Annotated in this window: 10 protein-coding genes; all 10 read right to left on the bottom strand. The window is 67.7% G+C overall.

What is annotated here, in order from left to right; genetic code table 11:
* Positions 1-326: 326 nt before the first annotated feature.
* Complete coding sequence (recJ, locus tag H570_RS0106430; RefSeq protein WP_084499904.1) at positions 327-1982, bottom strand: single-stranded-DNA-specific exonuclease RecJ; 1656 nt, start codon at positions 1980-1982, stop codon at positions 327-329.
* Between the two features lie 59 nt (positions 1983-2041).
* Positions 2042-2980: a phosphoglycerate mutase gene (locus H570_RS0106425; protein ID WP_027080026.1), complete on the bottom strand. Its 939-nt coding sequence runs from the start codon at positions 2978-2980 to the stop codon at positions 2042-2044.
* A gap of 1 nt (position 2981) precedes the next feature.
* A complete protein-coding gene (gene greA / locus H570_RS0106420) occupies positions 2982-3458 on the bottom strand; it encodes a transcription elongation factor GreA (RefSeq protein WP_036135349.1) in 477 nt (158 codons plus the stop codon).
* A complete protein-coding gene (gene carB / locus H570_RS0106415; protein WP_027080024.1) occupies positions 3455-6700 on the bottom strand; it encodes a carbamoyl-phosphate synthase large subunit in 3246 nt (1081 codons plus the stop codon). The genes greA and carB overlap by 4 nt, the downstream gene beginning before the upstream one ends.
* A gap of 28 nt (positions 6701-6728) precedes the next feature.
* Entirely contained in the window at positions 6729-8630 is a 1902-nt protein-coding gene (locus H570_RS0106410; RefSeq protein ID WP_027080023.1) for an alpha/beta hydrolase family protein, read from the bottom strand.
* A gap of 62 nt (positions 8631-8692) precedes the next feature.
* Positions 8693-9835 (bottom strand): glutamine-hydrolyzing carbamoyl-phosphate synthase small subunit, encoded by a 1143-nt coding sequence (carA, locus tag H570_RS0106405; RefSeq protein ID WP_027080022.1) that lies wholly within the window; start codon positions 9833-9835, stop codon positions 8693-8695.
* A 158-nt stretch (positions 9836-9993) separates the two neighbouring features.
* Complete coding sequence (dapB, locus tag H570_RS0106400; RefSeq protein WP_027080021.1) at positions 9994-10704, bottom strand: 4-hydroxy-tetrahydrodipicolinate reductase; 711 nt, start codon at positions 10702-10704, stop codon at positions 9994-9996.
* Between the two features lie 202 nt (positions 10705-10906).
* Positions 10907-12040, bottom strand: coding sequence for a molecular chaperone DnaJ (gene dnaJ / locus H570_RS0106395; protein ID WP_027080020.1), 1134 nt, complete (start codon positions 12038-12040; stop codon positions 10907-10909).
* Between the two features lie 74 nt (positions 12041-12114).
* Positions 12115-14313, bottom strand: coding sequence for a molecular chaperone DnaK (dnaK, locus tag H570_RS0106390; RefSeq protein ID WP_281167556.1), 2199 nt, complete (start codon positions 14311-14313; stop codon positions 12115-12117).
* Positions 14207-14722 (bottom strand): nucleotide exchange factor GrpE, encoded by a 516-nt coding sequence (gene grpE / locus H570_RS0106385; protein ID WP_027080018.1) that lies wholly within the window; start codon positions 14720-14722, stop codon positions 14207-14209. The genes dnaK and grpE overlap by 107 nt, the downstream gene beginning before the upstream one ends.
* Positions 14723-14834: the final 112 nt, after the last annotated feature.

The following is a 14834-nucleotide window of genomic DNA, read 5'->3' as shown; positions in this document are numbered from 1 at the left end:
CCATCCTCTCAACGCGCCATCACTGGCGAATTCAACCGTATCGCTCCATATCGAGTTCACAATTAACCTTCTTTGAATGTTAATTCGTCAAGTCGATTTTGAGCTACGAATTCGCACTCGAAGGTATCGGCGCATTCGAAGTCGCCCCAATCTCTGGCTGCAACTTTTGCGTCGCATTTTTTTCATTGCCTGATGCTGGCGATCACCACGCCAGGCTATGACCGACGCGATGTGCTTTTGCGCATCATGATGCGGCCCCGGCTGTTCAATGCGGTCATCATCAACGCACGATGCCAAGTCACATGGCTTGCGTCGCGGCGGCGCGCTTAAACCGCCGATTCGCGGTGCAAGACTAGCAGCTGAATCGCATCGCCGCCGCGATAGTCGTCGGGCGCCAGCCGATAGGCAACGCGGACGCGTGGTCCCGGCGGCGTTCCGCGCCAGCCGCCGAACTCGATTGCCTGCAGGCGCAGGCCCGACAGCCCGAGTTCGAGCTTGAGGTGCTGGGTGCCGACCGGCCGCCATGACAGCACCTGGAACTCACCGTCGAACAGCGGCTCGGGGAAGCCCTGCCCCCACGGCCCGCCGTCGCGCAGGGCGCAGGCGGTGTGGATGTCGAACGCATCGACGGGCAACGCCCCGTCGCTGGCGATGGTGTCGTGCAGGAGATCCGGCGTGATCATCGCGCTTGCGGCTTCGAGGAACGCGGCCTGGAACGCATCGAAATGCGCCCGTGGCAGGCTCAGGCCCGCTGCCATCGCGTGGCCGCCAAAGCGTTCGATCAGGCCCGGCTGCGCGGCGTCCACGCGCGCCAGCGCGTCGCGGACGTGGAAGCCCGGGATCGAGCGTGCCGAACCGCGCAGGACCTCGCTGCCCGGTTCGCCGGGCGCGAACGCGATCACCGGACGATGCAGGCGTTCCTTGAGCTTCGAGGCGACCAGGCCGACGACGCCCGGATGCCAGCGTGCGTCGAACAGGCAGTGGGCGATGTGCGGTGCGCCGGCCGCATCGGGCACCAGCGCGAGCGCGGCCTCGGCGTCACCCACCATTTGCTGCTGCACCGCGCGGCGCTCGGCGTTGATGCCGTCGAGGACAGCGGCCAGTTCGCGCGCCTGCGCGGGATCGTCGCAGAGCAGGCATTCGATGCCCAGCGCCATGTCCTCGAGGCGTCCCGCGGCATTGAGGCGCGGCGCGACGGCGAAGCCGATGTCGGCGGCGGTCAGGGTTTCGGCGCTGCGGCGCGACACTTCGATCAGCGCCTGCAGGCCAGCGCAGCCCTTCCCCGCTCGCAGCCGCCGCAAGCCGGCGGACACGAGCGCGCGGTTGTTGGCGTCCAGCGGCACGAGGTCGGCAACGGTGCCGACGGCGACCAGGTCCAGGAGCGTCGACAGGTCGGCGCCGCCATCGTCGAGGCGCCCTGCTTCGCGCAGGCGCCTGCGCAGCGCCAGCAGCACGTAGAAGATCACGCCGACGCCGGCCAGCATCTTGCTGCCGAATCCATCACCGGGCTGGTTGGGATTGACGATCGCGTCGGCCGGCGGCAGCGCGTCGCCCGGCAGGTGGTGGTCGGTGACCAGCACCTGCCAGCCGTGTGCCTTGGCTGCGGCAATGCCGGCATGGCAGGCGATGCCGTGGTCGACGGTGACCAGCAGTTCCGGCTGCAGCGCGGCCAGTTCCTCGACCAGCGCCGGCGACAGCCCGTAGCCGTGGACAATGCGATTGGGCACCGCGTGCGAGACCCGCGTGGCGCCAAGCATGCGTAGTCCCCGCACCGCGGTGGCGCAGGCGGTGGCGCCGTCGCAGTCGAAATCGCCGACCACCAGGATGTGCCGGTCGTTGGCGATGGCGTCGGCGAGCAGCGCGGTGGCGGCATCGAGCCCGAGCAGGCCGTCGGGCGGCAGCAGGTCGGCCAGGCGCGGACGCGCGGCCGCATGGTCGTGCGCGCCGCGGGCGCTGTAGACGCGGCGCAGCACCGCTGGCATCGAGGCCGGCCAATCGTCGCCGACCACGCAGTCGCGGCGCTGGATCGTGCGCGCGATGGTCACGCGCCGAACCGCGCCAGCGGCCGGCGCCAGAAGCGCCAGCGCTGGCGGGGCGCGAGCGTCCACTGGCGACCGTCGGCGAAATCCAGTACCAGGCTTCGCAACTCGCCGCTTTGCAGCGTCGCGCAGGCGGGCAGCAGCCAGTCGCGCTCCAGCGCGGCGAGGTCGCGCGCGCCCTGCAGGTCGAACACAGCGTCGTCGGCGTCGATGGCGAAAGTGCCAGGCAAGGCACGGGCAATGCCGGCCGCATCGGCAAGCGCCAATGCGATCTCGTCGCCGGAATGAAACTCGGCGTGCGGCGAGGCGACGGCATCGGGCAAGCTGCCGCCGCCCCAGAACCAGAGCGAGTTCACCGGCGCCCTGCCCTGTGCGGCGCGCTGTGTGTTGCGCGGATGGTTGTGCAGCACCACCTGGGCTTCGCCAAGCAGCGTGCGCCAGCGACGGCCCTCACTGCCTTCGGCGAGGTGGTCGAACAGGTCGGCGCCCAGCGCGTCGGCCGGCTCGGCGAAAACTGGCAGCTTTGCACCCTGCGGCATCCGCAGGTACCAGCGCGCCGGGTGCGGCGCATCGATCGGGAAACCGGCGTCGCCGAACAGCGGCCTGAGCGCGGGCAGGAACGCCGCGCGATCTTCCTCGTCCAGCCCCAGCGACGCACCGATGCCGAGCAGGCGCGCGCCGTTGATGTCCGGGCGGACATACGCGGGATCCGCGCGGAGCCAGCTGGAGGCAGCTGCGTCACCGGCATCCATCTGCCGGGTCAGCGCGGCGACCGGCCAATGATCCGGGGTCAGCCGGAAGTAGCGTCGCAGCTGGGTGCGCCGACCTTCCTTTCCTGCTTGCGCCCGGTCGGCTCGACCAAGCGCGCGAGCGACTTCGGCACCTGCCTGCTGGCCGCCGAAGCGCGCGGCCGCCGGCAGCAGGAAGGTTGCACGGGCCATGTCAGCCGACGTAGCGGACTTCGACGATCTCGAACTCGCGGGTGCCGCCGGGCGCCTCGATCGTCACCTCGTCGCCTTCATGCTTGCCGATCAGCGCGCGTGCGACCGGCGACGAGATCGCGATCTGGCCCAGCTTGATGTCGGCTTCCAGGTCGCCCACGATCTGGTAGCGCTTCTCCTCACCGCTGTCGGCGTCGGCCAGCAGCACGGTGGCGCCGAACACGATGCGGTCGCCGGCATCGAGCGTCGAGATGTCGATCACCTGGGCATGCGACAGCTCGCCCTCGAGCTGCTTGATGCGGCCCTCGATGAAACCCTGCTGCTCGCGAGCAGCGTGGTACTCGGCGTTCTCCTTCAGGTCGCCGTGCGCGCGCGCTTCGGCGATCGCGTTGATCACCGCGGGCCGCCGGACCGACTTGAGATCTTCGAGTTCCGCGCGCAGGCGCTGCGCGCCCTGGGTGGTCAGTGGTGCTCTCATGCCTTCTTCAACTCCTGATGCAGTTCCTGCAGCGCCCATACCGGGCCGCTGCCGCGATACTCCAGAGAATGCAGCAAGGCCCTGGCGCCGGCAATGGTGGTCGAATAGGTCACGCCTTGCTGCAGCGCCTCGCGCCGGATCGAGAACGAGTCGGCGATCGCCTGGCGGCCCTCGGTGGTGTTGACGATGTAGTTGATCTCGCCGTTCTTGATCAGGTCGACGATGTGCGGCCGGCCTTCGGCCACCTTGTTGACGTGCGCGCAGTCCAGGCCATTGTCGCGTAGCCAGGCGGCGGTGCCACCGGTGGCCACCAGTGAGTAGCCCCGCTCGACCAGTGCGCGCGCCACCGGCACGACCCGCGACTTGTCCGGATCGCGCACGGAGATGAAGGCCTTGCCGACCGGCGGCGTGCGGATGCCGGCGGCCTCCTGCGCGCGCGCAAACGCGGCACCGAAGTTGCGTCCCACGCCCATCACCTCGCCGGTCGAACGCATTTCCGGCCCGAGGATCGGATCCACGCCCTGGAACTTGGCGAACGGGAAGATCGCCTCCTTCACGCAGTAGTAGTCGGGCACGATCTCCTCGGTCACGCCCTGCCCGGCAAGCGTCATGCCGGCCATGCAGCGCGCGGCGATCTTCGCCAGCGGACGGCCGGTGGCCTTGGACACGAACGGCACGGTGCGCGATGCGCGCGGATTGACCTCCAGCAGGAAGATCACGTCCTCGCCGTTCCCGTCCACCTGCACCGCGAACTGGGTGTTCATCAGCCCGACCACGTCCAGCGCACGCGCCAGCGCGGCCACCTGCTCGCGCAGTCGCGCCTGGGTGGGCGCCGACAGTGAATACGGCGGCAGCGAGCACGACGAGTCGCCCGAATGCACGCCGGCTTCCTCGATGTGCTCCATCACCCCGCCGATCAGCACCGCGCCGGTGCGGTCGGCGATCACGTCGATGTCGACCTCCACCGCGTTGTCGAGGAAGCGGTCGAGCAGCACCGGCGAATCGTTCGAGACCTTCACCGCGTCGCGCATGTACTTGGATAGGTCGGCGTCGGCGTGGACGACTTCCATCGCGCGGCCGCCAAGCACGTAGCTCGGGCGCACCACCAGCGGGTAGCCGATCTCGCGCGCCAGCGCCAGCGCCTCGTCCGGGTTGCGCGCGGTGCGGTTGGGCGGCTGCAGCAGGCCGAGCCTGGTGACCAGCTGCTGGAAGCGCTCGCGGTCTTCGGCCAGGTCGATGCTTTCCGGCGAGGTGCCGATGATCGGCACGCCGTTGGCCTCAAGCGCGCGCGCAAGCTTGAGCGGCGTCTGTCCGCCGTACTGCACGATCACGCCCTTGGGCTTCTCGAGCTCGACGATCTCCAGCACGTCTTCGAGCGTCAGCGGCTCGAAGTACAGGCGGTCGGAGGTGTCGTAGTCGGTCGAAACGGTTTCCGGGTTGCAGTTGACCATGATGGTTTCATAGCCGTCCTCGCGCAGGGCGAGCGCCGCGTGCACGCAGCAGTAGTCGAACTCGATGCCCTGCCCGATCCGGTTCGGCCCGCCGCCGAGCACGATGATCTTGTCGCGGCCGGTCGGCTGCGCTTCGCACTCGTCCTCGTAGGTCGAGTACAGGTAAGCGGTAGTGGTGGCGAACTCGGCCGCGCACGAATCCACGCGCTTGTAGACCGGGCGGATGCCGAACGCATGGCGCAGCGCGCGGACCGCCTTCTCGTCGCTCTGCACCAGCTGCGCCACGCGCGCATCCGAGAAGCCCATGCGCTTGAGCCTGCGCAGGCGCGGCGCGTCGAGTGCGGCGACGCCGGCGGCGGCGACTTCGGCCTCGACGGCCACCAGCTCCTCGATCTGGTCGAGGAACCACGGGTCGACGAACGACAGGCCGAACACGTCCTCGACCGACATCCCGGCGCGGAAGGCGTCGGCCAGGTGGAACACGCGCTCGGGCCCGGCTTCCTTGACCTCGCGGCGCAGCGTCGCAAGGTCGTCTTCGTTGCCGAGATCCAGGCCGGTCGGGTCGAGCCCCACCTTGCCGGTCTCAAGCCCGCGCAGCGCCTTCTGCAGGGACTCCTGGAAGGTGCGGCCGATCGCCATCACCTCGCCCACCGACTTCATCTGCGTGGTCAGGCGCGAGTCCGCCTGCGGGAACTTCTCGAACGCGAAGCGCGGGATCTTGGTGACCACGTAGTCGATCGTCGGCTCGAACGACGCCGGCGTGAGGCCGCCGGTGATCTCGTTCTTCAGCTCGTCGAGGGTGTAGCCCACCGCCAGCTTGGCCGCGACCTTGGCGATGGGGAAGCCGGTGGCCTTCGAAGCCAGCGCGGACGAACGCGACACGCGCGGGTTCATCTCGATCACGACCACGCGGCCGTTCTCGGCGTTGATGCCGAACTGCACGTTGCTTCCGCCGGTGTCGACGCCGATCTTGCGCAGGACCGCGATCGAGGCATCGCGCAGGCGCTGGTATTCCTTGTCGGTCAGGGTCTGCGCCGGCGCCACAGTGATCGAGTCGCCGGTGTGCACGCCCATCGGATCGAAGTTCTCGATCGAGCAGACGATGATGCAGTTGTCCGCGGTGTCGCGGACCACTTCCATCTCGAACTCCTTCCAGCCCAGCACCGACTCCTCGACCAGCACCTCGTGCACCGGCGAAAGCTCGAGGCCGCGCTTGACGATGTCCTCGAACTCCTCCTTGTTGTAGGCGATGCCGCCGCCGCTGCCGCCGAGGGTGAAGCTCGGCCGGATGATCGTCGGATAGCCGACGCGGGTCTGGATGTCGACCGCCTGCTCGAACGTCCGCGCGACCTCGGCCTTCGGGCACTCCAGCCCGATCTCCGCCATCGCCACGCGGAACAGCTCGCGGTCCTCGGCCATGCGGATCGCGTCGCGCTTCGCGCCGATCAGCTCGACCCCGTACTTTTCGAGCACGCCGTTGTCGGCCAGGTCCAGCGCGCAGTTGAGCGCGGTCTGCCCGCCCATCGTCGGCAGCAGCGCATCGGGCCTTTCCTTGGCGATGATCTTCTCGACCGTCTGCCAGTTGATCGGCTCGATGTAGACCGCGTCGGCCATGTCCGGGTCGGTCATGATCGTCGCCGGGTTGCTGTTGACGAGCACCACGCGATACCCCTCGTCGCGCAGCGCCTTGCAGGCCTGCGCGCCCGAATAATCGAACTCGCAGGCCTGGCCGATGACGATCGGGCCGGCGCCGATGATGAGGATGGTCTTGAGGTCGCTGCGCTTGGGCATTGCTCGGTGTTCCGGGGGAAATGGAGAATCAGGGGGTCTGTGCAGTCGCCTGCTTGCTGCCGATGTGCCTGTCGAAGAAGGCCAGCATCTGCGTGTAGAGGTTGACGTTGTTGTCGATGTCGCGGAAGCCGTGGGCCTCCTTCTTTTCGACGACGATCTGCTCCGGCTTCTTGCCCACCGCCGCCATGCGGTCGACCAGTTCGTGCATGTTCTTGATCGGCACGCGCTCGTCCTTGGCGCCGTGCACCAGCATGATCGCGGCCTTGATCCGGTCGACGCCGTAGATCGGCGACTGCGCGTGGCGTTCGGCAGCCGATTCCGGGAACACCATGTTGAGGTAGGAACGACCATACTCGGACTGCGAGGTGTCGCTGTTGTGCCGCTGTACGTCCATGTCGTAGACGCCTACGTAGCCCACGGAGCACTGGTACAGGTCGGGCTCGCGCACCACGCTCATCAGCGCCGCGTAACCGCCGTAGGAAGCACCGTAGATGCACACGCGCGACGGATCGGCAATGCCCTGCGAGACCGCCCAGCGCACCGAATCGGTGAGGTCGTCCTGCATCGTCGTGCCCCACTTGCGGTAGCCGGCGGAGACATAGGCATCGCCGTAGCCACCGGAGCCGCGGTAGTTCATCTGCAGCACTGCATAGCCACGATTGGCCAGCAGCTGGACCTCCGGGTTGAAGCCCCATTCGTCGCGCGGGCCGTGCGGGCCGCCATGCGGGTTGACGACGAGCGGGAGGTTCTTGCCATTGCTGCCGGCGGGGATCGTGAGGTAGCCGTGGATGACCATGCCGTCCCGGGTCTTCACATCGACAGGCTTCATCACCGACATCTGCTCGGGCTTGATCCACTGCATCGATGAAAGAAGGAACCGCGCCTGCCCAGCCTTGCGGTCGAACAGGTAGACCTGTCCCGGATCGCGGTCGCTGTAGACGTGCATCAGCACGCGGTTGCCGTCCTCGGAGATGCCGCTGAACGCCACCACCTTGCCCGGGAACGCCTTGACCAGCCCGGCGAACAGCGCCGTCTCGGGATGATCGGGTGCGATGAAGTCCCAATACGGGATGCCATCGTCGTAGCGCACGGCAAGCAGGGTCTTGTGGTCACTGCTCCACAGCAGGTCGCTGGGATCGACGGTACCGTTGTTGGACACTTCCTTGCCGTTGCCGGTCACCGGATCGATACGCCAGAGCGACTTGGCCGCACCGCCCGGGCTCTTGAACACGAACGCCTGCTCGTCATCGGCGGTGAAGCCGACAGGCACGATGCCGTAGCCGGCGAACGGTGCGCCCTTGTCGACGAGCGTCCAGCGCTCGCCGTCGCGGCGGTACGTCGCGCTCGACCCGTCGTCCATCTCTCCGAAGGCGTAACGCACCCTGCCCTGGTGGTCCACCTCGAAACTGCCGAAGTCCAGCGGGCTGGACGCGACCCGCGTGATCTTGCCGTTGTAGACATTGAGCTTGAACAGGAAGGCGTTCTCGATCGAGCGCGTGACCAGCACCGATTCGCGCTCACCGGGCAGCGTGTCGACCAGCCCGTAGAAGTTGCCGTGCGGGATCGCAATCCGGCGGGTGCCGTCGATGTTGGAGGCATACATGTCGCGCAGGCCGACCTGGAAATCGAAGCGTCCGGTCTTGAAGCTCGTCGCGTACAGGAGGCGTTCGCTGTTGGCCCAGGTGACTCGCTGGAAATAGTAGTCCTTGCCGTAGTCCCAGCTGCCGACGACGCTCTTGTCGTCGACCTTGAGCACCACCATCACGCTGCGATCGCTGCGCGGCATCACCACCGCGATGTGCTCGCCGTCGGGCGAAAGCAGGACGCTTTCGAACTCGGCATCCTTGAAGAAGTCCTTGATCGGCACGTCGGCCGCGACCGCGATTCCCGGCAGGGTCATCAGCAGCAGTATTGCAAGCAGGTGTCGCATTGCTTCTCTCCCCCTCATGGTGGTGCGTGAATTCCGTTTACGGGCTTTTTACAGGCGTGGCGTCAGCGCGAAGCCGTTTGCATCGACTCGATGAAGCGGTCGAACAGCAACGCGATGTCGTGCGGCCCGGAGCTAGCTTCCGGATGCCCCTGGAAACTGAACGCCGGCGCATCGGTCAACTCGATGCCCTGGTTGCTGCCGTCGAACAGCGAGCGGTGGGTGACGCGTGCATTGGACGGCAGCGTGGCCTCGTCGACCGCAAAACCGTGGTTCTGCGAGGTGATCATCACCCGGCCGCCGCCCCCATCCGCGCCGCCGAGGTCGATCACCGGGTGGTTGGCACCGTGGTGGCCGAACTTCATCTTCAGCGTGGTCGCACCGATGGCCAGGCCGAGCAACTGGTGGCCAAGACAGATGCCGTACAGCGGGATCTTCTTCGCCAGGAACTCGCGGATCGCGGCGATGGCGTAATCGCAGGGCTGCGGATCGCCGGGACCGTTGGACAGGAAGATGCCGTCGGGCTTGAACGCCAGCGCTTCGGCGGCGCTGGTCTGCGCCGGCACGACTGTCACATCGCAGCCGCGTTCGGCCAGCATGCGCAGGATGTTGCGCTTCACGCCGAAGTCGTAGGCGACCACGCGATATTTCGGCTCGGCGCGCGCAAAAGTGCCGCTGTCGAGGTCTAGCTGGCCGTCGCGCCACGGATACGCGGTGCGCGTGCTGACTTCCCTCGCCAGGTCCATTCCCTCCAGCCCCGGGAACTTGCGCGCCGCCTCGAGCGCCTTGTCGACGTCGATCTCGCCCGCCATCAGCGCGCCGTTCTGGGCGCCGCGGTCGCGCAGCAGGCGGGTCAGCTTGCGGGTGTCGATGTCGGCGATGGCGACGATGCCACGCGTGCGCAGCCATTCGGGCAACGAGCCTTCGCTGCGCCAGCTGCTTGGCCGCCGCGGCACGTCGCGCACCACCAGACCCGCTGCCCAGGCCTGTGCGGACTCGTCGTCGAGCGTGGTGCAGCCGGTGTTGCCGATGTGCGGGTAAGTCAGGGTGACGATCTGCCGCGCATAGGACGGATCGGTGAGGATTTCCTGGTAGCCGGTCATGGCGGTGTTGAACACCACTTCGCCGACCGAAAGTCCGGGAGCGCCCACGGAAATGCCCTCGAACACGGTGCCGTCTTCGAGCGCGAGGATTGCGGATTCTGTCACGGGGTTTCGCCTACGTCGGGTTGCAGAAAACCGCCGACACGGTGCGCAACCGGCCGGAGGCGAGAGGAATCAGGCGAGCGGGAATGATACCGGGGCGGGCCGGGCTGCGCCAGAGTTCCGGTGATGTGCCGGCCATCCGCGGATGGGGAATCCGGCGCTTACAGCAGGTCCCGCAGGCGCCGGAGGCCCGCCGGGCGCCCGGCGAGCGCCAGCGCGGCATGCAGGGCACCGCGGGCGAAGATGTCGCGGCTGCCGGCGTGGTGGACCAGTTCGATGCGCTCGCCCGCGGTGGCGAACTGGACCGTGTGCTCGCCGACGATGTCGCCGGCGCGGATGCTGGCATAGCGCGGCTGCGCGCCGGCCTTCTGCACGGCGGCGCCGAGTGCAAGCGCGGTGCCGGACGGTGCGTCGAGCTTGCGGGTGTGGTGCATCTCGACGATGTCGCAGTCCCACCCGGGCAGCGCGCTGGCGGCGCGTTCGACCAGCTCTTCCAGCAGCGCCACGCCGAGGCTGAAGTTGGCCGACCACACCACGCCGATGCGCGCTCCGGCCTCGTTCAGGGCCGCGTGCTGCGCCTCGGACAGGCCGGTGGTGCCCGACAAGAGGCCGGCACCGCGCGCCAGGCAGGCGGCAAGGATCGCGTCGAAGCCCGCGGGCAGGCTGAAATCGATGGCAACGTCGAAATCAGGCGCGCCCGCAAGCTCGGCAGCGGCGAAGTACGGCACGCCGTCGATCACCCGCTGCGCCGGCGCGCGCGCCGATACCGCCGCGACTACGCGGCAATCCTCGCGGTGCGCGCACAGCCGCAGCAGGGCCTGGCCCATGCGGCCGCCGGCGCCGTGGATCAACAGTCGGGTGGGTGCGTCCATGCGGGCAGGCTAATCGCGCGCGGGTAGCGCGACAAGCCCGGTGCCGCGGGCCGCGTCATGCCTCGCATGCTCGCAGCCGCGTTCATGGAACGGCTGCAGTCGCGCGTTTTCTGCGCGCGACCCCGGGTCCAGGCGCCAGGAAAAGAAGGGGCTCGCGGCCGCGGTCGCTCCCGCGCAATCGCCCGTCCGCGGAACCGGCGGCCTACGAGACCATCCGGTCCCAGAAACCCTTCACGCCGTCGAAGAACGTGCTCGATTTCGGCGAATGCCGGCGCGCGCCGTCACCGACGAACGTGGCTTCGAATTTCTCCAGCAACTCGCGCTGCTCGGTGGTCAGGTTGACCGGGGTCTCCACGACCGCCTTGCAGTACAGGTCGCCTGGGCTGCGGCTGCGCACGGACTTGACGCCCTTGTCGCGCAGGCGGAACACCTTGCCGGTCTGGGTTTCGGCGGGGATGCGGATCTCGGCTTCGCCGTTGAGCGTGGGCACGCGGACCGTGTCGCCAAGCGCTGCCTGCGAGATTCGGATCGGCACCTCGCAATGGAGATCGTCACCGTCGCGCACGAAGATCTCGTGCGGGCGCACGCGCACCTCGACGTACAGGTCGCCCGGGGGCGAACCCGGCGGACCGGCCTCGCCTTCGCCAGACAGGCGGATGCGGTCGCCGTTGTCGACGCCCGGCGGGATCTTCACCGACAGGACCTTTTCTTCCTCGACGCGGCCGGCGCCGCGGCAGTCCGGGCACGGGTTCTGGAACGTCTGGCCGCGACCATGGCACTGCGGGCACGGCTGCTGCATCGAGAAGATGCCGCGCTGGAAACGCACCTGGCCGCGGCCGTGGCAGGTATCGCAGGTGTGCAGCTTGCCGTCCTCGGAGCCAGTGCCCTTGCACGGCTCGCATTCGGCCAGGGTAGGGATCTCGATCCTGCGTTCGATGCCGGCAACGGCTTCTTCGAGGTCGAGCTCCATCACGTAGCCTACGTCGGCGCCGCGCCGCGGCCCGCGCGAACCGCCGCCACCGAAGATGTTGCCGAAGATGTCGCCGAAGATGTCGCCCATGTCGGCGCCGCCGAATCCCCCAGGGCCTGCGTTGCCGCCGCCCATGCCGTGTTCGAACGCGGCGTGGCCGTGCTGGTCGTACATGCGGCGCTTGCCGCTGTCCGACAGCACTTCGTAGGCCTCCTTGCACTCCTTGAACGATTCGATCGCGCTGGCGTCGCCCGGGTTGCGGTCCGGGTGGTACTTCATCGCACAGCGGCGGTACGCCTTCTTCAGCTCGTCATCGCCGGCATCACGGGCCACGCCCAGGATTTCGTAGTAATCGCGCTTGCTCATGGACGCTGCTTTCCTTCCCCATTACGACAACGGGCAGGCACATTGCCCGCCCGTCGCCGGTGCCTTTCGGCCGATCAGGCCTGCTTGTTGTCGTCGTCCTTGACCTCGGTGAACTCGGCGTCGACCACGTCGTCGCCCTTCGGCGCCTCGCCGGCCGCGCCCGGACCACCTTCGCCGGCCGGCTGCTGGGCAGCGGCGACCGCCGCGAACAGCGCCTGCGCCGCTTCCTCCAGGCCCTTCGACTTGGCCTCGATCTGCGCCTTGTCGTCGCCCTTCATCGCGGTCTCGACTTCGGCGATCGCACCCTCGACGCGGCCGATCAGGTCGCCCGGCACCTTGTCGCCGTTGTCCTTGATGGCGCTGCGTGCGCCGTGGATCAGCGCGTCGGCCTGGTTGCGGGCAGTGACGAGGTCGTGGAACTTCTGGTCTTCCTCGCGATGCGCCTCGGCATCGCTGACCATCCGCTGGATCTCCTCGTCCGACAGGCCGGAACCTGCCTTGATCTCGACCTTCTGCTCCTTGCCGGTCTTCTTGTCCTTGGCGGTCACGTGGACGATGCCGTTGGCGTCGATGTCGAACGACACCTCCACCTGCGGCATGCCGCGCGGCGCGGCGTCGATGCCGGTGAGGTCGAACTTGGCCAGCGACTTGTTGTAACGGGCCTGCTCGCGCTCGCCCTGCAGCACATGCACCGTCACCGCGGACTGGTTGTCCTCGGCCGTGGAGAAGGTCTGCGAGGCCTTGGTCGGCACCGTGGTGTTCTTCTCGATGATCTTGGTGAACACCCCGCCCAGGGTCTCGATGCCGAGGCTCAGCGGGGTCACGTCGAGCAGCAGCACGTCCTTGACGTCACCGGCCAGCACGCCGCCCTGCACCGCCGCGCCGATCGCCACTGCCTCGTCGGGGTTGACGTCCTTGCGTGGTTCCTTGCCGAAGAACTCGGCCACCGCCTGCTGCACCTTGGGCATGCGGGTCTGGCCGCCGACCAGGATCACCTCGTTGATGTCGCTGGCACGCAGGCCGGCGTCATTCAGTGCGGTGCGGCACGGTTCGATGGTCTTCTTGACCAGGTCCTCCACCAGCGCTTCGAGCTTGGCCCGGGTCAGCTTGATGTTGAGGTGCTTCGGGCCCGAGGCGTCGGCCGTCACGTACGGCAGGTTGACTTCGGTCTGCTGCGCGCTGGACAGCTCGATCTTGGCGCGCTCGGCCGCGTCCTTCAGGCGCTGCAGGGCCAGCGGATCCTTGCGCAGGTCCAGCCCGGAATCCTTCTGGAACTCCTCGACCAGGTAGTCGATGACGCGCTTGTCGAAGTCCTCGCCGCCGAGGAAGGTGTCGCCGTTGGTCGACAGCACCTCGAACTGCTTCTCGCCGTCGACGTTGGCGATCTCGATGATCGACATGTCGAAGGTGCCGCCACCCAGGTCGTACACGGCGATCTTGCGGTCGCCGCCTTCCTTGTCCAGCCCGTAGGCCAGCGCGGCCGCGGTCGGCTCGTTGATGATGCGCTTGACGTCGAGACCGGCGATCCGGCCGGCGTCCTTGGTCGCCTGGCGCTGCGAATCGTTGAAGTACGCGGGCACCGTGATCACGGCTTCGGTGACCTTCTCGCCCAGGTAATCCTCGGCGGTCTTCTTCATCTTTTCGAGGATGCGCGCGGAGACTTCCTGCGCGGACAGCTTCTTGCCGTCGCTGGTCGCGACCCAGGCATCACCGTTGTCGTGCTCGATGACCGAGTACGGCACCAGGCCCAGGTCCTTCTGGACCTCGGCGTCCTTGAACTTGCGGCCGATCAGTCGCTTGACCGCGTAGAAGGTGTTCTTCGCATTGGTGACGGCCTGGCGCTTGGCGGATGCGCCGACGAGTACTTCCCCATCCTTGGTGTAGGCCACGATCGACGGCGTGGTGCGATCGCCCTCGCTGTTCTCGATGACCTTGGCCTTGCCGCCGTCCATGATCGCCACGCACGAGTTGGTCGTGCCGAGGTCGATGCCGATGATCTTTGCCATTGTGTGGTTCCTCTCGGAATTGCCTGGTTGCTTGTTCGGAGTGTCTGGGGGCGGCCGGACCGCCCATGGACGCTTATCTGGGGTCGCGCGCAGGCGGTTCAAGCGTTCTTCTTGAATCCCGGCGAACGCCGGGGGACGCCCGTGCCCGTGCAGCCGCGCGTCAGTCGTCGCCCTTGGCCACGGCCACCAGCGCCGGGCGCAGCAGCTGCTCGTGGAGCATGAAGCCCTTCTGGAAGACCTGGGCGACCGCGTGCGGCTCGATGCCATGGGCCTCGACCACGCTCATCGCCTGGTGGTGCGCCGGGTCGAAGGCATCGCCGGCCACGGGCGCGATCTCGACCAGGCCATTGTTCCCGGCCACCCGCGACAGTTCGCGCAGGATCAGGACCACGCCGTCACGCAGCGGATCGGCGTCCGGGGCACTGGCCAGCGCGGCTTCGAGGCTGTCGAACACCGGCAGCAGGTCGCCCAGCAGCTGCTTGTTGGCAAAGCGGCAGGCGTTGCGGACATCGCGTTCCATGCGCTTGCGCTGGTTCTCGAGGTCCGCGCGCTCGACCAGGGACTGGGCGCGGAGCTGTTCGAGCTCGGCCTGGAGCTGTTCGATCTGCTCGTCCTGCGCGAGGGCGGCGTCGTTGCCGGTGTCCGGCGTGGTGATGTCGTCGTGTTCTGGTTGCATGGTCATCGGGTCGGAGGAAAGTCTCGGGAATGTCTCGGGAATATCTCAAAACGGGAGTGGCCTGCGCCCTTCCACCAGCATGGTCGACGGGCCGGTTCGACGTGCGTGCTGA

Source organism: Luteimonas mephitis DSM 12574 (assembly GCF_000422305.1).
Classification (GTDB): domain Bacteria; phylum Pseudomonadota; class Gammaproteobacteria; order Xanthomonadales; family Xanthomonadaceae; genus Luteimonas; species Luteimonas mephitis.
Note: the sequence above shows the minus strand (reverse complement) of the source record. Positions and strands in the feature narration are given on the sequence as shown.

Coding starts and splice junctions, on each gene's coding strand:
- dnaK (WP_281167556.1), bottom strand. CDS start 14,313: ATGGCATCGAGCCGCACGCGGTCGCCCAGGTCTTCCAGAAGGGCTTCA.
- greA (WP_036135349.1), bottom strand. CDS start 3,458: ATGAGAGCACCACTGACCACCCAGGGCGCGCAGCGCCTGCGCGCGGAA.
- grpE (WP_027080018.1), bottom strand. CDS start 14,722: ATGCAACCAGAACACGACGACATCACCACGCCGGACACCGGCAACGAC.
- dapB (WP_027080021.1), bottom strand. CDS start 10,704: ATGGACGCACCCACCCGACTGTTGATCCACGGCGCCGGCGGCCGCATG.
- recJ (WP_084499904.1), bottom strand. CDS start 1,982: ATGCCAGCGGTGCTGCGCCGCGTCTACAGCGCCCGCGGCGCGCACGAC.
- H570_RS0106425 (WP_027080026.1), bottom strand. CDS start 2,980: ATGGCCCGTGCAACCTTCCTGCTGCCGGCGGCCGCGCGCTTCGGCGGC.
- H570_RS0106410 (WP_027080023.1), bottom strand. CDS start 8,630: ATGCGACACCTGCTTGCAATACTGCTGCTGATGACCCTGCCGGGAATC.
- dnaJ (WP_027080020.1), bottom strand. CDS start 12,040: ATGAGCAAGCGCGATTACTACGAAATCCTGGGCGTGGCCCGTGATGCC.
- carB (WP_027080024.1), bottom strand. CDS start 6,700: ATGCCCAAGCGCAGCGACCTCAAGACCATCCTCATCATCGGCGCCGGC.